Genomic DNA, 23,001 nt, shown 5'->3' on the forward strand with positions numbered 1-23,001 from the left:
GCACGCCGCTTTTCTCATGTCCCGCAGTTTGGACCGCTCGCCGCTTGACGGGGCGCGATTCGCGTCATAATTAGAATAGGTATTCCGGTTTTATAAAAGGTGCGCCGAGTTGAGGGTAGCGCCGACATGGGAGAGTTTGATGAGACTGGCATTCGTGCTTCTTTCGACGTCCGCGCTGGCCGTTCCTGTCATGGCCCACGCGCAGACTGCCACTCAGGCAAGCGATGATACGGCCGCGCAGAGCCAGGGTCTGGGCGATATCATCGTTACGGCAAACCGCACCGCCTCCGACGCGCAGGACACCCCGATCGCGCTCAACGTCTACTCCGGCGATGCACTGCGCGATGCCGGCGTCGTGTCGGTCCGGGACCTCGCCCTGATCGACCCCAGCGTGAACATCTCGCCTTCGGCGGGCGCAGCATTCGTTGCAGTGCGCGGCGTTGCCTCCACCGACGTGACGGAGATCGGCGATCCTTCCGTGCCGATTGCACGCGACGGATTCTACACCAACCGACCGTTCTCGATAAACGCCTCGATGTACGATCTCGCGCGTATCGAGGTGCTCAAGGGGCCGCAGGGCACGCTCAACGGGCGCAACTCCACCGGCGGTCTCGTCAGCATCATTACCAACCGGCCGCAGTTCTCCAACGGGGGCTACAGTTCGGTCGAAGTGGGCAACTTCGGTACCTTCAACGGGGAGATGGGCGCCAATCTCGCGGTGAGCGACAACTTCGCGATCCGCGCTTCGGGCACTTTCATGACCCATGACGGCTACCGCAAGCTGGACGCGCCGACGAAGGATGCCGACGACGAGAATTTTGCATCGGGTCGGCTTCAGGCGCTTTATCAGTCGGGTGGCTTCTCGGCATGGGTTTCCTACCAGCACGACTCCCGCAAGGTCCATGGCGATGCCGTGCTGCGGGGGACGCTCGGCGGCCCTCAGCCTGACCTCGACGATATCGGAGACTTCGTGGGTACCACGCCGATTTCCACGCGGCTCGAAGGGGACCGCGTTCGCTGGGAACTGGCCTACAACACCAGCGGCAACCTGAACTTCATCTATTCGGGCGGCTACGACGAACAGCACTGGAAAAACGTGGTCGATGCCACCGGGCCATCCTATCCGGCGAACCGCCAGTTCCGCCAGAGCGAGACCCCCAAGACCTGGAACCACGAATTCCGCGTGAGCAATGACTCCGCTTCGCGTCTGTTCTTCCAGGCGGGCTATTTCCGGTTCCAGGAGAACAACACCGTCGATTCCGGGCTCTACAACCGCGACATGACCGGCGACTTTGCGATCGGCGGCCCGCTGGCGGCACTGGGGCAGCCCGATCAATACGGCATCAAGTTCGACTACAGGATCAAGACCCGCTCGCAGGCGGTCTTCGGGCAGGTCGATTTCGATCTTACCGATCAACTCGAACTGAGCGTGGGCGGCCGCTACACCTGGGACAAGAAGAGCCGCACAGGTCAGGCCGTGCTGGACCTTGCAGCTTTGGCCAGCCCGTTCATCTCTGCGGACCCGATCGTTACGCCGGGTGAAGGCAAGCTCAGCGAGAGCCAGCCGACCTGGCACGCCGGGCTGAACTACCATCCCACGCCCGATACGCTGATCTATGCGAAGTACGACCGCGGCTACAAATCGGGCGGCTTCAATTCCAACGGCAGCGCGGCCTCGATACCCTACGGTCCGGAAAAGCTGGACGCCTTCGAACTGGGTACGAAGAATTCGTTCCTGGGCAACTCGCTCCAGATCAACGCTGACGTCTTCTACTCGAATTATCGGGGCTATCAGGCCTCGCAGACATCCAGCGTGATCGACGGCGGCAGCGGCATCTTCAATGTCGGCAATGCCAAGATCTTCGGTGCCGAGGCGGAAGTGAAGGCGCTGGTGGCCGAGCATACGCGGATCGGCGTCAACGGCACTTACCTGCACACCAAGTTCGGCAACGGTATCGAGGTCAACGATGGCGACAACAGCCCCGTGGATATCAGCGGCAACCGTCTGCCAAATGCCCCGACGTTCACCGTGACCGGCTCACTGGATCAGGACTTCCTCTTCGCCGGTGGAAAGGTCACGGCTCATCTCGACGGGAAGTATTCCTCGAAATATTACTTCTCCGTTTTCAATCTGGATGATGTCTCTACGGAAGACTTCTTCATGGCGAATGCGTCTCTGGCCTACCAGCCTGACGTTGGAGGCTGGAAGATCCAGGCTTTCGTACGCAACATCTTCGACAAGAATGTGCTGGCCTATGCGCAGCAGAACTTCGTGTCGTTCACCAACAATTACCAGTTCCAGCCGCCGCGCACTTACGGCGTCCGGGCGAGCGTGAATTTCTGATGTCTCGGTGATCCTCCGCGGGCGGGCGCGCTTCTCCTCCTGCAAGCGTCCGCGAAGGCACCATATCGCCGGGCAACGATCGGGGGCGCAGCTACTGGCTGCGCCCCTCTTTTTCATTCCCGCGCTGGAGAAGGCAATGCGCCTAGAGGTCAGTCGTGAGGTAGGCCAGGCACATCCGGCCCAGTTCTATCTTCAGTTCCTTCCAGTCCTGAGGATGGACGGACTCCCCGGTCGAGCCGAGGCTCAACTGTCGGGCAAGGGTGGCGAAGATGATCTGATAGGCGGCATTCGCCTTGCGCTCCTGATCGGTGCCCCCGAACTGGTCGCGGTATTCCAGCATGGCGCCGATGCCGAGCGCCGCGGCGCGATTGGCGCTCTGCCGGCCGGGTTCGGCGACCAGTGGATCGAAGGCGGCGCGGGCCATGCTCTGGCGGAGGAGGGGGGCCTCTTCCCGCAGCAGCTCGGCGTAGTTTTCGACGAAGGCGGGAACGACGGTGTTCAGCGAGCTGGATACTCCACGCACCCGCTCCATCATCTCATTCTCGCGCTCTTCCATGCGTTTGAGGTGATCGCCGATAACCGCGCGGACGAGGTTCTCCTTGCTCTCGAACCGCAGGTAGATCGAGCCTATCGAGACATTGCCGGTCTGGCTCACTTCCTGAAGCGTGAACTCCTCGCTTCCGCGTTCCAGCATGAGCTTCTTGGCGGCACTGACCATCCTTTCGAGCGAAGCCTTGCTGCGCCCCTGCTGGGGCTTTCGGCTGACGGAATCGACGGCCAGTTTCTTTTCGGCCTTTTTTTCGCCGGGGCGGGGCTTTGCGCTTGTTGACATGACCGCAACAAACAGCCTATCGAAATAAGAACGTCAATTCTAATTCAGTTTTATTTCACACTGAACCGCACGCCATCGCGGCGGCGGCTATGGCCCCAAGGGAGGGGAAGATGCGCTTTTCCGTTTTTCTGAACGCCCGTTCGCTTGGTCCGGATCAGGACCGGAAGCTGATGAAGGACCTTGAGGGTCACGCAAAACTTGCCGCCGAGCTCGATTACGACGCGATCTTCCTGCCGGACCACCACTTCAACGGTTACATGCCGGTGGCGAGCGACAGCTTCATTTTCGCAGGCTACCTGGCCGCGCAGATGCCGAAGATGCATTTCGGCTTCTCCGTGGTTTCGGTGCCGTTGCACCACCCGGTGCGCCTTGCCGAGCGGATCAACATTCTCGACCAGTTGACTGACGGCAAGCTGCTGGTCGGCGTTGGTTCAGGCACGACGCCGGAAGAGATGATCGGCTTTGCGGTCGACTACAAGGACGCGGGCGCGATCGCGGAGAACAACCTTGCGCTGGCAGAACAGCTCTGGGCCAAGCAGATGGAAGATCCGGCGGTGGTGATCGACAACGGACCTTACAAGGGCCGCGTGCTACAGCGCATCACGCCTTCGCCCTATACGCCGGGCCATGCGCGGTTGATGCCTGTGGCGATGAAGGAGGCCAGTTCGCGCCGCGCGGCCGAGAACGGCTGGCCGGCCTTCATTCCCGCTTTCACCCCGCCCAAGATCGGCGGCACCGAGCCTTTCGCGCACGTCAAGAAGTGGTTCGATATCTACAAGGGTTTCCTGCTTGAAGCCGGGCATTCGGACGAAGTGGTGAAGGCCGCGCTCGACTGGACGACACATACCTATCAGGTGGTCCATGTTGCAGAGAGCGACGACCAGGCGCGCGAGGAACTGGAAGCGATCCTGCGCAGCTACCAGGACGCGATCGAGCGCGAGGCCGAGTTCAATGCGCGTGCCGAAAGCGACGATGCCAACAAGAAGACCGACCGCACGCCGGACGCTTTGTCCGACGACTGGATCGGCACCTGGTGCCTCTACGGCTCGCCGGAAACGGTGGCGGAGCATCTGGCGCCTTACGCCGAACTCGGCATCGGCAATGTGCTGTGCGGCACCACTACGGGACCGTTGACCGAGCAACGCCTTGCTTATGGCGACCAGACCCTGCGCCTGATGGCCGAAAAGGTGATGCCGGCGTTCAAGGCCGCCGTTCCGGCTTGATGGCAAATAGAATGGCGCGGCCCGCAAGAAGGCCGCGCCGCTTGAGGAGAATGCGATGACCGTGATTTCGTCCGCCGCGCCCCGGCGGGTCGTGGGGCTTGGCGGCACGTTCCGCCAGGCCTCGTCCAGTGAGCGGATCGTGCGTGCCGTGCTTGTCGAATGCGCGGCACTGGGCGCGGAAACCGTGATGTTCGATGGGGCGGCGCTTGCCGCCTTGCCGCATTTCAACCCTGAAGGCCCGGACCGCACGCCCGAAGAGCAGGCGCTCGTCGAGGCCGTCCGCAGCGCGGATGGGATCGTTATCGGCAGCCCCGGCTATCACGGGGGCTATTCCGGCCTCGTGAAGAACGCCATCGACCTGCTTGAAGACTTGCGCGGCGATCCAAGGGTCTATTTCGATGGGCGTCCGGTCGGCCTCGTGGTGACAGCGGCGGGTTGGCAGGCTTGCGGTACCACGCTTTCGGCGATGCGCGACGTGGTTCACGCGATGCGCGGCTGGCCGACACCGGTAGGCGTTGCGGTCAACTCGGTGGAGCAGAAGCCTTTCGCGCCCGACGGTACGCTGGCGGACGAAGGCATCGCCCGCGCCGTGCGTGCGCAGGCGGAGCAGATCATGGGTTTTCGGACGGAGGCAGTGGCATGAGCGACGTGACCCTTTCACAAGCATGCGCGCTCACCGCGGGCGGCGCGATGTGGGCCACTTTCGCGGTGCCCGATGCGGGCATTCCTGCCTTCACCATGTCCGATGGACCGCTCGGTATCGCCAGCGGCAAAGTGGATGAGCGCGACATCGCCTTGTTAAGCCCATGCTCGACCCTGCTCGGCGCGACCTGGGATCGCGACCTGACCCGCCGCGTCGGCGCACTGGTCGGCAGCGAGGCCGTCTTGCGCGGGGTGGATGCGGTGCTGGCGCCCAACCTCAACCTCGCACGCAGTCCGCTGGCAGGCCGGGCTTTTGAGTATTTCTCGGAAGACCCGGTGCTGACCGGTGTGCTCGGGGCGGAATGGGTGAAGGGCCTGCAATCGACCGGCACCGGCTCGGTCGCCAAGCATCTGGTCTGCAACGATAGCGAGACCTCGCGTGACGAAGTCGACGTGCGCGTGGACGAGAGGACTTTGCGCGAAGTCTATCTGCTGCCATTCCAATATGCTGCAGACGCGGGCTGCGTCGGGTTGATGGCCGCCTATAACCGCGTCAACGGGTCGTGGTGCTCGGAGCAGGCCCATGTTCTTACGCAAGTCGTCAAGCAGGACTGGTGCTTCGAAGGCCTCATCATGAGCGATTGGTTCGGCACGCATTCCAGCGAAGGCACGATCAATGCCGGCCTCGATCTGGAAATGCCCGGACCTTCGCGGTTCATGGGGGGCAAGCTGGAAGCGGCTGTCGCGGCAGGGGCGGTCGATCCGGCGCGGGTGGAGGATGCTGCATCACGCATCGCTGCGGTCGCGCGCCGGATCACCGGCGACAAGGCGCCGCCGATACCTGCTGCCGAAGCCGAGGCCCTGCTGGTAGAGGCTGCCGCGGCCGGATTTACCCTGCTGCGCAACGAAGGCGATATGCTGCCGCTCGTGCCCGGAACGGTGAAGACGCTGGCGGTGATCGGCCCCAATGCCTGGGCGCCATGCTTCCAGGGCGGCACTTTCGCCAAGATTTCGATTTCGCCCGATGCGCCGACGCCGGTGGAGACCTTGCGCGCGGCCTACGGCGCTTCGTGCGAGATCCTGTTCGAACCCGGTGTCGATCCGCAGCCGCGTCTGCCGAACATGAGTGTGACACCCGCGCTCGATATCGGCGACGGCTGCACGAGCGGCATGACGCTTGAGTACTTCGGTGCGCCGGATTGCGTGGGCGACGTGCTCACACGCGAGACGCGCGATACCAACTCGCTTGTCTGGTTCGTCGGGGTCCACGATCAGGCGCGCTTTACCGAACCGGGCTCGGTGCGTGCCAGCGGGCGCTACACCGCGAAGCGCGCCGGCGCGCATATGCTGCACCTCGGCTCTACCGGCGCGGCGCGCATTCTCGTCGACGGTGAGGAAGTCATGCGTGCAGGCGGGGAGATCCCGGCGGGCGACGTGATGGGCGTGCTCAAGCGCGGCGATTCCGATCATGTGAGCTTCCATCTCGCGGAGGGACAGGAAGTGACGATCGCAGTCGAATTCTCGTGGACAGGGGGCCGTGTGCAGGGCTTGTGGTATGGCCTGCGCGGCCCCGGCAGTGCCGAGGAAATGCTGCAGGCCGCGGTCGATGCAGCGCGTGCGGCGGATGCGGTCTTCTTGATCGTGGGAGAGACTTCGGACTCCAGTGTCGAGAGCAAGGACCGCGCCGACACCCTGCTGCCTGCCGAGCAAATCCACCTGATCGAAGCGGTGACGGCTGCCAATCCGCGCACGGCGGTGGTCGTCAACGTCGGCCATGCTTTTGACAGCGCGTGGGAAGACAGGACGGCGGCGCTGCTGTCGGTCTGGTATCCGGGGGAGGGCTTCGCCCGCGCTCTGGCCGACGTGCTTTCCGGTACGCGCGAGCCGGGTGGCCGTCTTCCGGTGACCATGGCTGCGGATGAGGGCGACTACCCGGCGTTCGCGCTTCAGCCTGCAAGTGACGGCACGCTGACCTATTCGGAAGGCACACTGCTGGGCTATCGCGGTCTCGCAGCGAGCGGAAAGGCTGCGCGTCATCCGTTCGGCTCGGGCATGGGCTATGCGCGCTTCGCGTGGGCGAGCGCTGCGGTCGAAGGAGGCATGCTGCACCTCACCGTTACCAACACCTCGGACCGCACCGGCAGCGATGTCGTGCAGGTCTATCGCGATAACCCCGAGTGCGCGCTGGTGGGCTTCGCCCGCGTCGAACTGGCTGCGGGGGAGAGCCGCCGCATTGCCGTGCCGCTCGAACCGCGCGCGCTGCAGCGCTGGGGCGAGCAGGGCTGGGAACCCGTAGCCGACCATCTCGTGCTGCGTCTTGCGCGCCATTGCGAAGATGAGGGGCTGACCTTGGAAATGGAGATTGCTGCGCTCGCCTGAAGCGCAGCAATCCCAAAGAAAAGGCCCGCCGGGATCGCTCCCGGCGGGCCTTTCTTATGCGCGGCGTTGCCGGATCACGCCATCAGCGGCGTTCGCCTGCGTGTCATGCCCATGCCGAGCGCGGCGAGGGCGACTGTCAGCGAGAGTACGCCCGCGCTGAGGAACGCGCCCTGCATGGAGCCCGTCGCACCATTCGCCTGATGAACGAGCACAGGCGAGATGAACTGTCCGAAGAAGAACGATCCGGTCCAGATGCCCATGCCCCGGCCGCGATGCTCGAAGGGGAACTTGGTCTGGGCCCAGGCGATGAGAGAGGGCACTGCCATGCCCGCGCCGGTCTGCTGGATGGCAAGGCCGACGATCATCTCGCCCGGGTTGCGGGCAAGACCGATCACGGCAAGGCCGGTGCCGAGAATCGCAAGGAAGGCGCCGAGCTGTACGCCGTTGGATCGGCCCGAGAGGATACGGAACAGCAGCGCGCCGAGAATGACGAACAGGCTGGGAAGGAAGCTCATCTTGGCGACGGCGGCGGGATCGGTGACGCCCACTTCGCCGAAGGCAATGCTGCCGTTGACGATGAAGACGTAGTACTGTGCGGCCGAGAACAGCGTCAGCGCGGCGACGCCGAGCGCGGCGCCGACCGGGAAGCGAGCCTTCTCGCCGGTCGGCTCTGCCGGAGTTTCATCATGTGCCGCGCGGCCCTTGGGTTCGTAGAGGAACGCCAGCATCGCGAAATAGATCGGGAAGGCGACCAGATAGACGAGGAAGCCGCCGTTCCACCGCATCGAGGCGACAAGCCCAGACATCAGGATCACGCCCGAAGCCAGGAACGGCCCGATCACCCCTTGCAGGAACAGCCAGTTTCGGCGGCTTTCGTTATCCCAGTAATCGCCGAGCAGGGTGTTGACGATGGTGAGGATGCCCGCCTCGCAAACGCCCAGCGCCAGGCGGCTGGCGAAAATGTGGTTCAGGTCGTCGAGGAAGAACGGCAGGGTGCCGAACAGGCCGTAGAAGAACGTGCAGATCAGCAGCAGCCGGCGGCGGCCGAACTTGTCCACGAACCAGCCCGCGAACGGTGCGAGGATCGCGATGGTGAGGCCCGGCGCGGTGACCATGAGCGGCACTTTGGCCGCGGCGTCCGGGTCGGTCTGGAAGTGGGCGATCATCGATGCCACGATCGGGAACATCGAGACGATCGCGAAGATCGGAAGGAAGGCCGCGATGACGATCGTCATGCCCTGCGGCTTCATGGTGAGCTTGCTGAAGAATCGGGAAACCGGGTTCATGCCTCTCCGCCCGCGCCGCTGTCCGGCGCTATATTAGAATTTCTATTCCTGTTTGATATCGGCGTTTCTGACCGCGGTCAATGCAATCGAAGGCCTTGACCTGACCCCTCATATAAAATTAGAACCATCATTATAAATCATACGAGAGGAAGCATGACGAAAGCGCGCCTGCGGATGGGCATTGTCGGCAGAGGGCCGGGGTCGTTCATTGGCTCGGTCCACCGAATCGCTGCCGAAATGGACCGCGAGATCGAACTGGTGGCGGGCGCTTTCAGCAGCGATGCCGTGCGCTCGCAGCAGGCGGGAGAAAGCTATCGCATCGATCCGGCGCGTGCCTATGCCGATCTCGAGACGATGCTGCGCGAAGAAGCCGCGCGTGAGGACGGGATCGATTTCGTGGCGGTGACGACGCCGAACTTCCACCATCTCCCCGCCTGATCGAAATGAGACGGATCATGAAGACGATAAAGGGCCTCTCTCGGATCGCAGGCCAGGAAGCCGACCATGCGGGCAATGCGCCGACAAGGGATATCGACGCATGAGCGCTCATACTTCCGGCTGGAACCGCCGCGAATTCACCGCGGGTGCGGCGCTGCTGGCGCTGGCTCTGGGCATTCCTGCAGCGGGCGTGAAGCTTACCGCTCTCGACGAGCGCGAACTGCCGAGCGACCGCCAGCGCAATCTGATCGCGGAGGTTTCCGATCTCGTGATCCCGCGCACCGATACGCCTGGCGCGAAGGACGTGGGGGTCGGCGATTTCGTCGTGCTGGCGCTTGCCCATGGTCTTTCCGGCACGCGCGCGCCGATGGCCGCAGGCATGGTGACGGCGGCGCTTGAACCGTTCCGTCGCCGCGACGGTTCGCTGCGCCATCTCCCATGGCTGGAACACACGCTCGACCGCGCGGCGGGCGGCGATTTTCTGCGACATGACCCGGCGGAACGTGTGCGGCTACTGACGGCGCTCGATACCCAGGCTTTCGCCCAAGGCGCGCCACCATCGCCGTGGACGGCGATCAAGGGGCTGATCCTGACCGGCTACTACACCAGCGAAGCCGGCGGATCGCAGGAACTTCGCTATGAACTGGTGCCCGGAAAATGGGAGTGGGACATCCCTCTCAAGCCCGGCGACCGCGCATTCTCCAGCGACTGGACCGCAGTGGATTTCGGCTGACATGACCAACAACACGCAATTCGACGCTATTGTCGTTGGCTCCGGCATTACCGGCGGCTGGGCGGCCAAGGAACTGACCGAGGCGGGCCTTACCGTCCTGATGGTCGAGCGCGGCCGCAATATCGAGCATCAGACGGGCTATGAGACCGAACTCAAGGCCCCGTGGGAAATGCCGTTTCGAGGGCAGGGCGACGCCGAGCTTTATGCCCGCGAATATCCGGTGCAGATGCTCAACCGGCATTTCAACGAGTTCACCGAAGGCCACTTCGTCAACGATGCCGAGCAGCCCTACCAGAAGGCGAAGGGCAAGGACTTCGACTGGTTCCGCTCCTACCAGCTCGGCGGGCGTTCGCTGACATGGGGGCGGCAGTGCTACCGCTGGTCGGACTATGATTTCGGCGCCAACAAGCGGGATGGTTTCGGCACCGACTGGCCGATCCGCTATGCCGACCTTGCCCCGTGGTACGACAAGGTAGAGGAATTCGTCGGCGTATCGGGCGCGGCGGAAGGGCTGGCCCAGCTTCCGGACGGCCGTTTTCTGCCGCCGATGGAATTGAACTGTGTCGAGGCGGCCGTCCGTGAGCGGATCCGGGCGAAGTATCCGGACCGGGTGATGACAATCGGCCGCACCGCGAACCTTACCGAGGCACGTCCCGAACAGGGCCGGGCGCACTGCCAGTATCGCAGCATCTGCGCGCGCGGCTGTTCCTACGGCGCCTACTTCTCGACGCAATCGGCAACACTGCCGGCGGCGAAGAAGACCGGGCGGCTCAAGGTCGTTACCGACGCGCAGGTCCACAAGGTGGATTACGATGCGAAGACCGGCCGGGTTACCGGGGTGCGCTGGATCGACACGAAGACCGGCGAGCACAAGGTTGCCTATGCCCGCGTGGTGTTTCTGAACGCGGGGGCGTTCAACTCGGTCCACCTCATGCTCAACTCGGCTAGCGAAGCGATGCCTCGCGGCCTTGCCAATTCGAGTGGGGTGCTCGGCACGCACATCATGGACCATGCCAATACGATGGCGGCCATGGCGGTGATGCCTGGATTCGAAGGCCGGACCAGCTTCGGCAATCGGCCCACCGGCATCGTCATCCCGCGTTTCCGCAATCTCGACACGCTGGACGGGGACGGCTTCACGCGCGGCTATTCGTTCCAGGGCGGCGCGCTGCAAGGCACCTGGACGCGCGGCAAGCGGATGGGCGGCATCGGCAAGGATTACAAGGAAGAGCTGCACCAGATCGGTCCGTGGACGATGGTGCTGGTGGTCTTCGCGGATTCGATGCCGCGCGCCAGCAATCGACTGACGCTGAGCAACCGCACGGACCCGCGCGGCGTCCGCCAGCTCGAGATTGCCTTCGAGCATGGCAAGGAGGAAATGGCGGCGCTTGCCGATGCGCATCGCGAGGCGACCGCGATGCTGACCGACGCGGGCGGCCACGTCATCATGGGCTTCGACAAGCCGGGCCATGGCGGCACTTCCATTCACGAAATGGGCGGCGCGCGGATGGGTTGGGACCCAGGGACTTCGGTGCTCAATCGCCTTAGCCAGGCCCACGACATTCCAAACCTGTTCGTCACCGATGGCGCACAGATGAGCTCATCTGCCTGCCAGAACCCTTCGCTCACTTACATGGCGCTCACTGCGCGGGCCTGCGCGACGGCGGTTTCGATGCTGAAGGAAGGCGTAATTTGACCGCCATGGCATCGCCGTTTCCGGCGCAGGTCATGGACCTGACCGAGCGACAGAAATCGCTGGCCTACCTGACATTGATGGTGGCGCTGGTTCTTGAGATCGTGGACGTCACCATCGTCAACACCGCGCTGCCGGTGATCGAACAGGACTTCGGCGCGGCGGCGGCACAGGCGCAATGGGTCGCGGCGGGCTACTCGCTGGCATTTGCCCTGCTGTTGATGCTGGGCGGCCGGCTGGGGGATGCTTTCGGCTACAATCGCCTGTTCATTGGCGGCGTGGCGGGCTTCACGTTTGCCTCGATGCTTTGCGGGCTCTCTCGCAGCCCGGAACAACTCATCGCCGCGCGCGTGCTTCAAGGCGGAGCGGGGGCGATGATGGCGCCGCAGGTCATGGCATTGATCCAGGTCCTGTTCCAGCCACTGGAGCGCGTGGCGAAGCTGGCATGGGTCGGCGTCATCGGCGGCCTTTCAGCCATCTGCGGGCCGATCATCGGCGGCGTGCTGATCCATGCCAATCCCTTCGGCCTGGGGTGGCGCAGTGTGTTCCTCATCAACGTGCCGGTCGGCGTGTTGGCAGTGATCGTCGCGTGGAAGTTGCTGCCTTCTGCGCGTTCGTCCCTGACGCGCGGGATCGACGGTGGTGGAACCATGCTGTTCGCCGCGTCTATGGCTGCGATGCTCTATCCGCTTGTGCGGGGGCATGACCTTGGCTGGCAACCCTGGCATCTCGCCTTGCTCTTCGCGGCTCCGATCATGCTGGCGCTGGTCTGGCGGCGGACCGAGAGACGCGCAAAAGTCGGGGCCGCGACGCTTTATGCGCCTGAACTCTTCCATCAAAGGCAGTTCGCGCTTGGCCTTGCGATCGCGCTGGCATTCGGCGCGGCGACGGGCGGCTTCCTGTTCGTCTTCGCATTCGGGGCGCAGAAATTGCTCGGTTTCTCTCCACTGGAAACCGGCCTGCTGCACATCCCGTTCAGCGCCGGGGTCATGCTCGGTATTGCCTTTCTCGGCCGCAAGCTCGTGACGAGCCACGGCAAATGGGTGCTGGTAGGCGGGATCACGCTGATGGCATTGTTTGCCGGAGGCACTCTGGCGTGGATCGAGACCGACGTGTCGTTCTGGTGGGCACTGCCATGTCTTGCTCTTGCCGGGACCGGCATGGGCATGACCAGCGGCCCGCTGACGCCGGTGATCCTCGCGCGCGTCGACCGGAGCCATGCGGGCACGGCAAGCGGTTTCATCAAGACGGTGCAGGAACTCGGCATGGCGCTGGGCATCGCCATAGTCGGTACGGCCTTCTTCGCCGGTGCGCCGACAGGAGAGGTCGGCGCGGTCCTGCCTGCGATCGCCGCCATCGAAGGGCTGATGCTGATATGCCTGGTTCTGGCGTTCCGGCTTCCGGCGCCCTTGTTCCCCGAACATGACGCGTGACTGGAATTGTATTCCATAGCGAGGGGGAGGGCGGCCAGGCCGCCTCCCCCTCGTAGCCGATCAGGCAAGCGCCTTGTAACGATAGTCCCTGAAACGTGCCGAACCCTTGCCGCTGGCGAAGATCGCCGGGCGCAGGCTTGCCAGGTCGTCCATGGTATTGGCGTGGTAGCCGGAGACTTCGCTGCGAACAGCGTGGCGAACCCACTCACCACCTGGCGTGCGGTGATACATGGAGACGATTTGCCGATCGTTGACGATCCGCAAGTCGATCCTGCTGCCTTTCTCCACCGGCTCCTGCCAGTAACTCGCCTTGCCGCCACGATAGCTTACCATGCGCTCGCCATCGTAAGCCATGCCGAGGAACAGCCGGTCGTTGAAGAACAGGAGCAACCCTGCAGACGCACCGTCCGTCAGCTCTACAGAGACTGAGCACTCGTAGGCGTGATCGCCGACAAGGTGGGTCAGCGGAGAGCAGTCCTGCGGTCCGGTGCCTTTCGCTGCAAGTGTCAGCGCATTGCCGCCGACGGTTGCCCGTGCACCAGCGCCCGGGGCCTGGTTGTAGAAACGCCAGCGCGAGCCGAGAGACTGGCCTGAGAAATTGTCCGACCACGCCATGCCGTGCGGCCCCGCCTCGCCCCCGGAAGGCTTGGCGAGCGGGCGTGCAAGGTCGGCGCCCATCGCGTGAGGCCAGCCCTGCTTGTCCCACCGGATCGGTTCGAGCAGGGTCTGCCGACCGAGCGTGTAGAAGCCGTTCTCATATCCGTGATAGACGGCCCACCAATCTCCCGCAGGACCTTCCACGAAGGTGGCGTGACCGCGGGACAGCCATTTGTCCGCAGGATTCCAGGTGCGGATCACGGGATTGTGAGGGCAGTCCTCCCAAGGCCCGTGAACCGAGCGCGAACGGGCCACCGTCACCATGTGGCCGGTGGGCGGCCCGGCGGTGCCGCCCACCGCCGTCACGAGATAGAACCAGTCGCCGCGCCGGAACAACTTGGGGCCTTCCAGCGAGTAGGCTTCGGTCACCCAGTCGTCAGGATATTTCCAGCCGTCATAGACTTTCTCCACCGGACCGTCCGTGGCGAGGCCGTCGTCGGTCAGGCGCACGCGGTTGACACCGGACAGGAAGAGATAGCGTTTGCCGTTCTCACCCACGACATGGCCGGGGTCGATCAGGCCGCCGATGCCGAGGTCGACCGGCTCGCTCCACGGTCCACGAATATCGTCCGCGTGGATGACACAGATGTTGGCGAAGCTTTTGAGCCCTTCCGACCACGGCGCCGCCATGAACGGAATGTAGATGTAATATCGCCCTTCATGCTTCACGAGATCGACCGCGAAGACCGTGCCCAGCGGTTTTTCCAACGCGGAAGCTATCGGCGTCCAGTTCACGAGATCGCGCGAATGCCAGATCAGCAGTCCGGGCGCGGCTTCGAAAGAGGAATGTGTGAGATAGTAGTCTTCGCCATCCTTGAGGACGGTCGGATCGGGATAGTCGCCGGCGAGTATCGGATTGAGGTAGGTGCCATCCCCGCGATCGGCCCGGCGCTGGCCCTCGATCCCGTTCCTTGCGGGAGGCTTCCCGGCGGCGGCCAGGGCCGGTGCTGGAAGGCCCGTCACCAGTCCTGCCACCGCGCCTAAATGCAGCGCGTTACGCCGGTTCATCATGCCTCGAGCGAGACGCGCTTGGCATCGGTGTTGATCGACGGGAAAGGTAGGTAGGAAACACGGAGTTGCTGGAGCAGAGCGAGTTCGTGCTCGCCATCAGGGAACCCGCCCGGATGATCGACAAGGATCGTCGCGGCTGTCCCGAAGGGCCATCGCCGGTCGTAAGCGGTTTCCATCTCGTCCAGCGTGATGGCGCCTTCGCCTTCATCGAAGCGAACCGCCGCGCGCGGAAGCGAGGCCCCGTCGATGGACACGTCCAGCTTCTCGATCATCGAGAGGCCAAGGCCGCGATAATAGCCGAGCTTGGCCTCGAAGGAGAACCCCGTGGGCGCATCGGCCGGGCCGGTGTTGCGCAGCGAAGCGGCGTCGATAAGATACTTGTCGAACATCAGGCGGTCTCCAGTTCCGCTTCGGCCTTGGCTATCAGGCGCTCGAACATCACATGTTGGCGGCGGACCTGCTCGCGGCTGTCGACCGGCGAGACGTCCTGGATCCAGCGATTGCCTTCGTATTCGCTCGAAAGCGTACCTTCCCAGCCGCATTTCACCAGTTCGGGTATCACTTCGTCGTAGGCGATAGTGGGGTCCGTGCAGTCTTGTGCCATGCCGTAGAACTTGGCCTGGATATGGCGGAAGTACGGTGCATAATCGCCGATCCGTTTGGGGTTGGCGTAAGGCGCGTGGCGCAGTGTCTCGGCCATGGCGATCTCGGCCTTGTTGCCGCCCATCTTCACCGCGACTTCGTAGATCGTGTATTCGCACATGATCTTCTGTTCGTGCTGGTCGACGATGAACTGCGCCACTTCCGGCCGCGCACCCTGCCGTTCGAAGCGGGCGCGGAATTCCGGCGGGTAGTGTTTCATGAAGATGCCCATGTCGGGCAGGATGCCTAGATGCTTCGTGCCGATCCGGTCCGCCACGTCGATGGTGCGGAGGATCCATGCATGTTCGAGATGCCACGGTGCATGGACTTCCACGCCCATGTGGACATCCAGTTCCTCCGCATGGGGCACGCATTTTTCGAGGATGTCCGGGCGCACGAAGACAAGCACACGCATGTTGCGGATGCCGAGCCGGTTGCAGAGCACGAGGTCGCGCCGGATGCTTTCGACCTGCTCTTCGTCCGAGAGGGTCTCGCCCTTGCGCAGCTTGGTATCGAGGAACATGTCGTAACAGGTGAAATGCGCGCCGTGGCGGGCCAGCATGTCCTGCCAGCGCGCCACTTCCGCATCGTCGATGTGGGGGAAACGCGGCATGTTCTGTTCGGGCAGGATCTCGATCCCTTTCGCGCCGATGGAGGCGCCAAAGGCAATGCAGTCCTCAACCGACATCTGCCCCAGGAACATTTCTTCCTGGAAGCTGTAAAGGCTCACGCCCCGTTCTATCTTCGCCATCAACCCCTTCTCCCGGGCGTGCCCGTGCAGCGCCTCATAGTATTAGAATTACTATTCCTGTTTGTGCGAAACGCAGGGGGCTGTCAATCTGGCGGGGCCGCAATTTTTGAAAGTCCGTCAGCCGCGCCGTTCGATGGCGATGACGCGATCGGCAAGCCGGTCCACTTCGGCACGGTCATGGCTGACATAAAGGATCGGCAGCGCCAGTTCGTCGCGTATGCGCTCGATCACGGTCAGGATTTCCTCACGCCTTTCGGCGTCAACTGAGGCGAGAGGCTCGTCCATCAGCAGGAACCGCGGACCGGAAAGCAGGGCGCGGCCGATTGCCACGCGCTGGGCTTCGCCGCCCGAAAGCGTCGCGGGCATGCGCTCCAGCAGATGGCCGATTCCGAGAAAGCCCAGCGCGGTTTCCAGATCCATCCAGCGCTGGCCAGCAGGTGCAAGGCGCCACCCGTAGAGCAGGTTGTCGCGTACGGACCGATGGGAAAAGAGCCGCAGGTCCTGGAACACGTAGCCGCAGCGGCGCTGTTCGGGCCTGAGATCTATCCGCTTCGTGCTGTCGAACAGCACGGTGTCTTCGACATGGATGCGGCCCTGGACAGGCCGGGCAAGGCCGGAAATCGCATCGAGCAGGGATGTCTTGCCTGCGCCTGACGGACCGAACAGTGCCGTCAGCCCGCCTTTTTCCGTGCGGAAGGCATAATCGAAACGTTCCGTTCCGCGGCGGAGCGAGATGTCGATATCAAAGGGCATGATGGGCTCGCCCCTGACCGCTGCGCCGCGCCAGCCACTCGGAAGCCACGAGGGCGATAACGGAGACGAGGATGGACAGCACGGCAAGCCGCGTGACCTGCCACTCCGCACCGGGCATCTGCAGCGCGCTGTAGATCGCGAGCGGGAGGGTCTGCGTCTCGCCGGGAATGTTGGAGGCGAAAGTGATCGTTGCGCCGAATTCGCCGATAGAGCGGGCAAGGCCCAGCACCAGGCCGGCCAGAACGCCCGGCATTGCCAGCGGGAGGGTGATCGTTCGGAACGTATGCCAGCGCCCTGCACCGAGCGTCCGGGCTGCGCCTTCAAGGCGGCGATCCACGGCTTCGATAGAAAGCCGCATCGCACGAACCATCAGGGGGAGAGCCATGACCGCAGCTGCGAGCGCGGCGCCGGTCCAGCGGAAGATGAAGGTGAGGCCCAGCCATTCGGCGAAAAAGCGGCCCAGCGGTCCGTTGGTGCCGAACGCGATCAGCAGCAACCAGCCAGTGACGACAGGGGGCAGGACCAGGGGCAGGTGAACCAGTGCGTCGATCAGCACTTTGCCCGGAAAGCGCAAGCGTGCCAGTATCCATGCCAGGGCGAAGGCAACAGGTAGCGCGGCGAGCATGGCAACTCCGCTCACCTTGAGCGACAGGATCAGGACCTGGCATTCGTCTGGAGTGAGCAGCGTCACGAGCGGAGAAGGTGCGTCAGCGCGTGCCGAAGCCGAAGCGGCGGAACACGGTCTTGCCTTCGGCGGAGATCAGGAACCGGCGGAATGCCTCGGCATCGCGGTGGCGGGATGAGGCGAGAACCGCGACCGGGTAGCTGATCGGATCGTGCGAGGACGGGGGGAACGTATCGGCGACCCGCACGCCGGGTTCGGCTTTCGCATCAGTGCTGTAGACTATGCCGAGCGGCGCGGCACCCCGGCTGACCAGCGCGAGGGCGGCGCGAACGTTTTCGGCCGGCGCGAGCCTGTTCTGGACCGAGGGCCAGACCTTGAGCCGGGTCAGTGCCTGTCGGGCGTAAAGTCCTGCGGGGACCGCATTCGGGTCCGCCACGGCCAGCCGGCCGGAGCCGAGCGCGGCGGCCAGCGGAAAGCCGGGACGAATCTTGATGCGCACAGGCTTTGCGGCGGGGGCGATCAGCACCAGGTTGTTGGTGAGAAACGATACGCGGGTCTTCGGGCGCAGAAGACCCTTGGACTGCACTTCGTCCATCCAGGGCTCGTCCGCGGAGATGAACAGGTCGGCAGGGGCGCCGGCCTCGATCTGGCGGGCAAGGGCGGAAGATCCCGCGAAGGAGATTTTCGGTCGGGAATGGCCTTTGGCGACCCAGGCATCCGCGGCGGCGTTCATCGATTCCTGGAGACTGGCCGCAGCAAGTACGAGCGGACCTGACTGCTGCGCCATGGCCGAAGGCGACAGTGCCGTGAAGGCCGCAAAAAGCGAGATCAGAATGGCGAGAAGCCGGCGCATCTTCGAATGATCTCCAGGTTTGGCTGTATTCGTTCGTATATGGCCTGAGGTCGTGTTTGCAAGGCAATGATGGCTTGGAAATTCATGCGGAGGGCTGGTCTGAATCGGAACATCTTTTCCAAGCGGTCTATGCGGGAGTACTCTGTGCAAGCTCAGGGGAAGGTGTTAGCATCGTCGATGCGCGAACAGTTCCAGGCCGTCACGCCAAAAGACGGACGGGCATGGAACCGGCGGGGAAACCGCCGCGTGCTGGTTGGGATGTCTTGTGGGGATGACTTGATGAAGGTCGCTGAAGAAGGAATTATCCGTTTCGAACGCCGTCCGGACCAGCTTGCTGGCATGCAGATGGGGATCAGTTCGGGATTGGTCTATGCCGGGCAGGACCCAGGATCGCGGGATCAGGTCCATGACGCTCGCGGGTTGTTGATCGCGGTGGGCCTTTGCGCCTGTTGCTGGCTCGGGCTCGGTTACTTCCTGCTTACCTGAGCGCGAAAGCGGCCCGGCTCCGGGTGCCGCGTCAGTTCTCGCTGCTGTCCGTCACCCAGCCTCCCGCCGTGGCGACGTAGAGCCGCGCCACGTTCCGGTATTGGCGGCTGCGCGTGTCGAGCAGGGTAAGCTGCGCACGTTGATAGGCACGGTTGGCGTCGAGAACCTGCAGCACGCCGCTGTTGCCCACCTCGAAGCTGCGGCGTGACAGGTGGAGCGAACGATCGGCCAGATCGGCTGCGGACTGTCGTTCGGCGAATTCACGGTTGTCATTGCCGAGCGCCGAAAGCAGCCCGGAAACCTGCCCGAAAGCTTCCGTCACCACTTGCTGGTACTGCGCCGATGCGCCGCGTGCTTCGGCCTCGGCGCCGCGCTTTTCCGCTTTCAGCGTGCCGCCATGGAAGATCGGGGCCGAGAGGCCCGCGAAAATATCGAAGGCATTGAAGCGACTGCTGGTGATCTGTCCGGGTTGCGAGGTCTGCTGCGTCAGCGACGCGCCGATCGTCACGTCGGGATAGAGTTGGGCCGTCGCCACGCCGACTGCGGCAATGGCGGCATGAAGCCTTGCTTCGGCTTCAAGAATGTCAGGCCGCTTGTGAACCAGCGCCGAAGGCAGGGCGACGGGTACGCGTGCGGGCAGGGTGAACTGCTGCAGGGTGAAGGGAGTAGGGCCGAGTTCGGCGGGCGATATTCCGAGCAGCACGGCCAGCATGGCGCGCCCTTCGACAAGCTGCTGTTCGAACGAAGGCATGTTCGCGCGGTCTTCGGCGAGTTGGCCCTGCGCACTCAGCACTTCCACCAGAGTGCCGTCCCCTCCCTTGCGCCTGGCCTCGGTCAGCGTAACGTTTCGTTCGTCTTCCGAGAGAAGCTGGCGCACCGTGGCGATGCGGTCGTTGAGTGCGGCGATGGCGAGGACCTGTTCGACCACCCGCCCGGCGATGAGCAGGTGCGCGGCCTGCGTGGCGCGGCCCTCGGCCTCGGCTTGCGCCTTGGCCTGTTCCAGCGCACGAGAGTTGCGACCGAACAGGTCGAGGTCGTAACTGATCCCGGCCCCCAGGGTGTAGAGGTCGAATTCGGGATTGGGAATTTCGGCGCCGCCGAAACTGTCGGACAGGCCGAAGGCGGCGAGGTTGACGCGTTGATACTCGGCACGCCCATTGGCGTCGACTTGCGGAAGGCGGCGACCGGCAGCGGCGGCGATGCGCTCCCGCGCCTTTTCCAGCGTCGCGCGGCTTGCGGCGAGCGAATGGTTTCCGGCCAGTGCGCGCTGCACCAGGCTATCCAGTTCGGGAGATGCAAAAGCGTTCCACCAGCCCGCTTGCGGGCCATCTCCCAGCACTGCGCCGGGGTACGCGCCTTGAGCATACCCCGCCGATGCAGAAGGCGGCGGCGGAGCCGCGAAATCCGGGCCAACCTTCATGCAGGCGGCGGTCAGCAGGAGCGGTAGCAGGACGGAGGCCTTGCGGAACACGTTATTCCCCGAGTGCAAGAGTGCTGGTGTCGACATCGTTCGCCTTCTTCACGCGCATCATCAGGACGAGCGGGATGAGGCAGAGCGTCAGCACGAACACCATGTGAAAGAGTGAAATGTCGCCGACCATCGTCGCCTGCCTGACGACCTCGCCGTAGATCCGGGTCAGGGACTGGGTCGAATCGAAGTCGAAACCTGGCCGTGCGTAGTCGAACACGGGATTGTCGGGCCTTATGCCCTGCACCAGTTCGCTGCGTGATGCGGCGATATAGTGGACGAACTGATACTGTATCACCGATATGCCCACGGCATTGCCGACATTGCGCGTGAGTGCGAACATCGAAGCGCCTTCGTTGCGCAGCGCCGGATCGAGCGTGGAGAACACGATGACCGAGAGCGGCACGAAGATCATCCCGCTGCCCAGTCCCTGCACCAGTCCTGCCAGAACGAGCGTGCTCTGGTCGACGTAGAGATCGACGTGAGAATACATCAACATCCCGCAGCCCATCAGTATGAGCCCGGTGACGATGATGACGCGGGTGTCGACGAACTTCACCAGCCGGGTGACCAGCAGCATCGAGATCAGCGTGCCGATCGCGCGGGGCAGACTGATGAACCCGGCCTGGAGCGCGGAATAGCCAAGCAATGACTGGGTCATGACCACGATCATCGGGATCGTGGCGAAGGCGACTATCCCGATCATCATGCTGAAGACCGAACCGATCGCGAAATTCCGGTCGCGGAACAGCTGCGGCCGGATGAAGGTATCCCTTGAAGTCGCCATGTGAACGGCCATGAGGTAGGTCGCGAGAGCGAGAACCACGGCGTAGATGCGGATTTCGGAGGAGTCGAACCAGTCGAGATGCTCTCCCCGGTCGAGCAGGAGCTGGAGCGACGTCAACGCGACCGAGACCATGACGAAGCCCAACAGGTCGAAGCGCGTCTTCACCCGGCTCTTCCGGCGCACGAGGAAGATCGACATGCCGATGAAGGCAAGGATGCCGAAAGGCACGTTGATGAAGAACACCCAGCGCCAGGACATCGCATCGGTAAGATAGCCGCCGAGCGTGGGCCCGACGATCGGTCCCGCCATCGAGCCGAGCGCGAAGATCGCCATGGCTTTGGCATGATCCTCGGGCGGGTTGATATCGAGCAGGATAGCCTGACTGAGCGGGACCAGCCCGGCTCCGCAGGCTCCCTGCAAAAACCGGGCAAGAATGATGGTCTGCAGATCCGTGGCGAGCCCGCAGAGCGCTGACGCGGCAGTGAAGCCGGCTACCGAGAACAGCATGACGTTCTTGCGGCCTACCCGCCCGGCCAGCCAGCCGCTGAGCGGCGTGGCGATGGCCCCGGCAACGAGGTAGCTCGTCAACACCCAGAGCACCTGTTCCTGCGAGGCTGAAAGGCTCGCCTGCATGTGCGGCAGCGCGACATTGGCGATGGTGATGTCCACCGCAACCATGGTCGATGCGATCATCGAAGGGATGGTTATCAGCAGACGCCGCATCGGCGTGGGATAGGGGGATGCGGGCATGGCTGGCACCGCGGAACCGCCGTTCCGGCTCAAGGCCGGCGTGCCGGCGCGGCCGGTGTATCGGCGGCGAACAAGCGACGTTCATGGCGGGTATCGACTTCGACATGGACGCTCAGGCCCGCGCCGAGCGGAAGGTCGCCTGCGGATTCTTCTATCGCGATCTGGACCGGCAGTCGCTGGACGACCTTGACCCAGTTGCCGGTTGCATTGTCCGCCGGAAGCACCGCGAAGCTCGATCCGGTCCCGGGGCTGAAACTTTCGACATGGCCCTTGAAGGCGCGGTCGGGGAAGGCGTCGAGTCTGACCGTGGCGTGCTGGCCCGCGCGCATGTAGCGCAGTTGATCTTCCTTGAAGTTCGCCTGCACCCAGAAACGTTCGCCGGTTAGCATGAAAACGGCGCGGCCCGGGGTGACGTAGTTACCGGGCTGAAGCTGGTTCACGCGTGTCACCACGCCGTCCTGCGGGGCCCGGACGACGGTGTCGGAAAGGTCTATCCGCGCCTGGTCCAGTTTTGCCGCCGCCTTGCGCACTTCGGGCAGGGTTGAGGTGTCACCCTCGATCAGGCCGGCAAGGCTGGCGCGAAGGCTTTCGGCTCGGGCCTCGGCAGCGGCGACGCCTTCGCGGGCGGTGCGCGCTTCGGTTGCAGCCTGTTCGTACTGCGCGCGAGAGGAAATTCCCTCTGCCATGAGCGATTTCTGGCGAGCGGCTTCGCTTGCCGCATAATCCTGTTTCGCCCTTGCCGCGCCGACCTGCGACAGTGCTTCGCGATAGTCTGCCCGCTGCGAACTCGCGTCTGTCCGGGACTTGGCCAGTTCGGCTTCCGCCTCCGACACCGCTGCTGCAAAACTGCCGGACTTGATGCGGAACAGCACGTCACCCTTACGGACGTGCTGATTCTCCCGCACTTCGACGGAAACGACCGTGCCGGCGATGCTGGGGCTGATCGCGACCATGCCGGTCTGAAGCGCCGCATTGTCGGTTTCTTCGTAGCGACCTCCGGCGAGGTAGAACCAGATCACACCCGTCAAGGCGACCAGCGGCCCAGCCAGCATCAGAACCCTTCGCAGACGACGCCTGGCCGGGCGGACGGGCAGGGAAATCTGGTTCTCTGCCGCGATCGTTGTTTCGGCGTTCATGCTTTTTCCAGTGCCTTTCAGGCGAGACTCGTCGTGTCGCGCAGGTACTAAGCATGGTTATTATAAGCAAGAGGAAGGT

At 63.7% G+C, this 23,001-nt stretch carries 20 protein-coding genes; 9 read left to right on the top strand and 11 right to left on the bottom strand.

The window, feature by feature from the left end; all coding sequences use genetic code 11:
• The first annotated feature begins 139 nt into the window (after nucleotides 1-139).
• A complete protein-coding gene (locus ACXJ16_RS03270; RefSeq protein WP_324695760.1) occupies nucleotides 140-2,344 on the top strand; it encodes a TonB-dependent receptor in 2,205 nt (734 codons plus the stop codon).
• A gap of 142 nt (nucleotides 2,345-2,486) precedes the next feature.
• Here ACXJ16_RS03270 and ACXJ16_RS03275 read toward each other — a convergent pair whose 3' ends face one another.
• Nucleotides 2,487-3,176 carry a TetR/AcrR family transcriptional regulator gene (locus ACXJ16_RS03275; RefSeq protein ID WP_324695758.1) on the bottom strand — a complete coding sequence of 230 codons (690 nt, stop codon included), beginning with the start codon at nucleotides 3,174-3,176 and terminating at the stop codon, nucleotides 2,487-2,489.
• A 110-nt stretch (nucleotides 3,177-3,286) separates the two neighbouring features.
• On the opposite strand from ACXJ16_RS03275, the gene ACXJ16_RS03280 reads away from it, so the two are divergent.
• From ACXJ16_RS03280 to ACXJ16_RS03290, 3 genes are read left to right on the top strand one after another with little or no spacing between them, the layout of a single operon-like run.
• The gene (locus ACXJ16_RS03280; RefSeq protein ID WP_054438801.1) at nucleotides 3,287-4,399 is read left to right on the top strand and encodes an LLM class flavin-dependent oxidoreductase; all 1,113 of its coding nucleotides are present in this window, start codon (nucleotides 3,287-3,289) and stop codon (nucleotides 4,397-4,399) included.
• A gap of 55 nt (nucleotides 4,400-4,454) precedes the next feature.
• Nucleotides 4,455-5,042: an NADPH-dependent FMN reductase gene (locus ACXJ16_RS03285; protein WP_324695755.1), complete on the top strand. Its 588-nt coding sequence runs from the start codon at nucleotides 4,455-4,457 to the stop codon at nucleotides 5,040-5,042.
• A complete protein-coding gene (locus tag ACXJ16_RS03290; RefSeq protein WP_324695753.1) occupies nucleotides 5,039-7,420 on the top strand; it encodes a beta-glucosidase in 2,382 nt (793 codons plus the stop codon). Before ACXJ16_RS03285 ends, ACXJ16_RS03290 begins: the two co-directional genes overlap by 4 nt.
• Before the next feature lie 74 nt (nucleotides 7,421-7,494).
• Here the strand turns inward: ACXJ16_RS03290 and ACXJ16_RS03295 are convergent, their stop codons facing one another.
• Nucleotides 7,495-8,706 carry an MFS transporter gene (locus ACXJ16_RS03295; RefSeq protein WP_324695751.1) on the bottom strand — a complete coding sequence of 404 codons (1,212 nt, stop codon included), beginning with the start codon at nucleotides 8,704-8,706 and terminating at the stop codon, nucleotides 7,495-7,497.
• 153 nt (nucleotides 8,707-8,859) lie between these two features.
• Between ACXJ16_RS03295 and ACXJ16_RS03300 the strand changes: the two genes are divergently transcribed.
• The 4 genes from ACXJ16_RS03300 to ACXJ16_RS03315 all read left to right on the top strand — a co-directional run bounded on the left by ACXJ16_RS03300 (nucleotide 8,860) and on the right by ACXJ16_RS03315 (nucleotide 13,003).
• Complete coding sequence (locus ACXJ16_RS03300; protein ID WP_324695749.1) at nucleotides 8,860-9,144, top strand: Gfo/Idh/MocA family oxidoreductase; 285 nt, start codon at nucleotides 8,860-8,862, stop codon at nucleotides 9,142-9,144.
• A 100-nt stretch (nucleotides 9,145-9,244) separates the two neighbouring features.
• Nucleotides 9,245-9,877 carry a gluconate 2-dehydrogenase subunit 3 family protein gene (locus tag ACXJ16_RS03305; protein WP_185997150.1) on the top strand — a complete coding sequence of 211 codons (633 nt, stop codon included), beginning with the start codon at nucleotides 9,245-9,247 and terminating at the stop codon, nucleotides 9,875-9,877.
• Between the two features lies 1 nt (nucleotide 9,878).
• On the top strand, nucleotides 9,879-11,573 hold the full coding sequence (locus ACXJ16_RS03310) for a GMC family oxidoreductase (protein WP_324695746.1): 1,695 nt from the start codon (nucleotides 9,879-9,881) through the stop codon (nucleotides 11,571-11,573).
• Nucleotides 11,574-11,578: 5 nt separating this feature from the next.
• Nucleotides 11,579-13,003 carry an MFS transporter gene (locus ACXJ16_RS03315; protein ID WP_324699056.1) on the top strand — a complete coding sequence of 475 codons (1,425 nt, stop codon included), beginning with the start codon at nucleotides 11,579-11,581 and terminating at the stop codon, nucleotides 13,001-13,003.
• Between the two features lie 60 nt (nucleotides 13,004-13,063).
• Here ACXJ16_RS03315 and ACXJ16_RS03320 read toward each other — a convergent pair whose 3' ends face one another.
• From ACXJ16_RS03320 to modA, 6 genes are all read right to left on the bottom strand, one after another.
• The gene (locus tag ACXJ16_RS03320; protein ID WP_463921262.1) at nucleotides 13,064-14,671 is read right to left on the bottom strand and encodes a family 43 glycosylhydrolase; all 1,608 of its coding nucleotides are present in this window, start codon (nucleotides 14,669-14,671) and stop codon (nucleotides 13,064-13,066) included.
• On the bottom strand, nucleotides 14,668-15,060 hold the full coding sequence (locus ACXJ16_RS03325) for a C-glycoside deglycosidase beta subunit domain-containing protein (protein WP_454797331.1): 393 nt from the start codon (nucleotides 15,058-15,060) through the stop codon (nucleotides 14,668-14,670). The genes ACXJ16_RS03320 and ACXJ16_RS03325 overlap by 4 nt, the downstream gene beginning before the upstream one ends.
• Nucleotides 15,060-16,064 (bottom strand): sugar phosphate isomerase/epimerase family protein, encoded by a 1,005-nt coding sequence (locus tag ACXJ16_RS03330; RefSeq protein WP_463921264.1) that lies wholly within the window; start codon nucleotides 16,062-16,064, stop codon nucleotides 15,060-15,062. Before ACXJ16_RS03330 ends, ACXJ16_RS03325 begins: the two co-directional genes overlap by 1 nt.
• A gap of 117 nt (nucleotides 16,065-16,181) precedes the next feature.
• Nucleotides 16,182-16,817 carry a molybdenum ABC transporter ATP-binding protein gene (locus tag ACXJ16_RS03335; protein ID WP_054438790.1) on the bottom strand — a complete coding sequence of 212 codons (636 nt, stop codon included), beginning with the start codon at nucleotides 16,815-16,817 and terminating at the stop codon, nucleotides 16,182-16,184.
• Entirely contained in the window at nucleotides 16,807-17,508 is a 702-nt protein-coding gene (modB, locus tag ACXJ16_RS03340) for a molybdate ABC transporter permease subunit (protein ID WP_463921265.1), read from the bottom strand. The genes ACXJ16_RS03335 and modB overlap by 11 nt, the downstream gene beginning before the upstream one ends.
• A gap of 16 nt (nucleotides 17,509-17,524) precedes the next feature.
• The gene (gene modA / locus ACXJ16_RS03345) at nucleotides 17,525-18,295 is read right to left on the bottom strand and encodes a molybdate ABC transporter substrate-binding protein (protein WP_454797327.1); all 771 of its coding nucleotides are present in this window, start codon (nucleotides 18,293-18,295) and stop codon (nucleotides 17,525-17,527) included.
• Between the two features lie 177 nt (nucleotides 18,296-18,472).
• On the opposite strand from modA, the gene ACXJ16_RS03350 reads away from it, so the two are divergent.
• Complete coding sequence (locus tag ACXJ16_RS03350) at nucleotides 18,473-18,781, top strand: hypothetical protein (RefSeq protein WP_292636490.1); 309 nt, start codon at nucleotides 18,473-18,475, stop codon at nucleotides 18,779-18,781.
• 31 nt (nucleotides 18,782-18,812) lie between these two features.
• Here ACXJ16_RS03350 and ACXJ16_RS03355 read toward each other — a convergent pair whose 3' ends face one another.
• Genes ACXJ16_RS03355 through ACXJ16_RS03365 form a run of 3 tightly spaced genes read right to left on the bottom strand, consistent with a single transcriptional unit; the run spans nucleotide 18,813 to nucleotide 22,922 of the window.
• Complete coding sequence (locus ACXJ16_RS03355; protein ID WP_463921267.1) at nucleotides 18,813-20,252, bottom strand: efflux transporter outer membrane subunit; 1,440 nt, start codon at nucleotides 20,250-20,252, stop codon at nucleotides 18,813-18,815.
• A gap of 1 nt (nucleotide 20,253) precedes the next feature.
• Nucleotides 20,254-21,786 (bottom strand): DHA2 family efflux MFS transporter permease subunit, encoded by a 1,533-nt coding sequence (locus tag ACXJ16_RS03360; RefSeq protein ID WP_463921268.1) that lies wholly within the window; start codon nucleotides 21,784-21,786, stop codon nucleotides 20,254-20,256.
• Between the two features lie 29 nt (nucleotides 21,787-21,815).
• On the bottom strand, nucleotides 21,816-22,922 hold the full coding sequence (locus ACXJ16_RS03365; RefSeq protein ID WP_324695725.1) for an HlyD family secretion protein: 1,107 nt from the start codon (nucleotides 22,920-22,922) through the stop codon (nucleotides 21,816-21,818).
• Nucleotides 22,923-23,001: the final 79 nt, after the last annotated feature.

The sequence above is a fragment of the Novosphingobium sp. TK71 genome (genome assembly GCF_055361505.1).

Bases quoted from the DNA above. Each gene is read 5' to 3' on its own strand.
- ACXJ16_RS03365 (WP_324695725.1), bottom strand. From the start codon at position 22,922: ATGAACGCCGAAACAACGATCGCGGCAGAGAACCAGATTTCCCTGCCC.
- ACXJ16_RS03305 (WP_185997150.1), top strand. From the start codon at position 9,245: ATGAGCGCTCATACTTCCGGCTGGAACCGCCGCGAATTCACCGCGGGT.
- modA (WP_454797327.1), bottom strand. From the start codon at position 18,295: ATGCGCCGGCTTCTCGCCATTCTGATCTCGCTTTTTGCGGCCTTCACG.
- ACXJ16_RS03300 (WP_324695749.1), top strand. From the start codon at position 8,860: ATGACGAAAGCGCGCCTGCGGATGGGCATTGTCGGCAGAGGGCCGGGG.
- ACXJ16_RS03280 (WP_054438801.1), top strand. From the start codon at position 3,287: ATGCGCTTTTCCGTTTTTCTGAACGCCCGTTCGCTTGGTCCGGATCAG.
- ACXJ16_RS03320 (WP_463921262.1), bottom strand. From the start codon at position 14,671: ATGATGAACCGGCGTAACGCGCTGCATTTAGGCGCGGTGGCAGGACTG.
- ACXJ16_RS03315 (WP_324699056.1), top strand. From the start codon at position 11,579: ATGGCATCGCCGTTTCCGGCGCAGGTCATGGACCTGACCGAGCGACAG.
- ACXJ16_RS03295 (WP_324695751.1), bottom strand. From the start codon at position 8,706: ATGAACCCGGTTTCCCGATTCTTCAGCAAGCTCACCATGAAGCCGCAG.
- ACXJ16_RS03270 (WP_324695760.1), top strand. From the start codon at position 140: ATGAGACTGGCATTCGTGCTTCTTTCGACGTCCGCGCTGGCCGTTCCT.
- ACXJ16_RS03360 (WP_463921268.1), bottom strand. From the start codon at position 21,786: ATGCCCGCATCCCCCTATCCCACGCCGATGCGGCGTCTGCTGATAACC.
- ACXJ16_RS03310 (WP_324695746.1), top strand. From the start codon at position 9,879: ATGACCAACAACACGCAATTCGACGCTATTGTCGTTGGCTCCGGCATT.
- ACXJ16_RS03290 (WP_324695753.1), top strand. From the start codon at position 5,039: ATGAGCGACGTGACCCTTTCACAAGCATGCGCGCTCACCGCGGGCGGC.
- ACXJ16_RS03275 (WP_324695758.1), bottom strand. From the start codon at position 3,176: ATGTCAACAAGCGCAAAGCCCCGCCCCGGCGAAAAAAAGGCCGAAAAG.
- ACXJ16_RS03335 (WP_054438790.1), bottom strand. From the start codon at position 16,817: ATGCCCTTTGATATCGACATCTCGCTCCGCCGCGGAACGGAACGTTTC.
- ACXJ16_RS03330 (WP_463921264.1), bottom strand. From the start codon at position 16,064: ATGGCGAAGATAGAACGGGGCGTGAGCCTTTACAGCTTCCAGGAAGAA.
- ACXJ16_RS03325 (WP_454797331.1), bottom strand. From the start codon at position 15,060: ATGTTCGACAAGTATCTTATCGACGCCGCTTCGCTGCGCAACACCGGC.
- ACXJ16_RS03285 (WP_324695755.1), top strand. From the start codon at position 4,455: ATGACCGTGATTTCGTCCGCCGCGCCCCGGCGGGTCGTGGGGCTTGGC.
- ACXJ16_RS03350 (WP_292636490.1), top strand. From the start codon at position 18,473: ATGCGCGAACAGTTCCAGGCCGTCACGCCAAAAGACGGACGGGCATGG.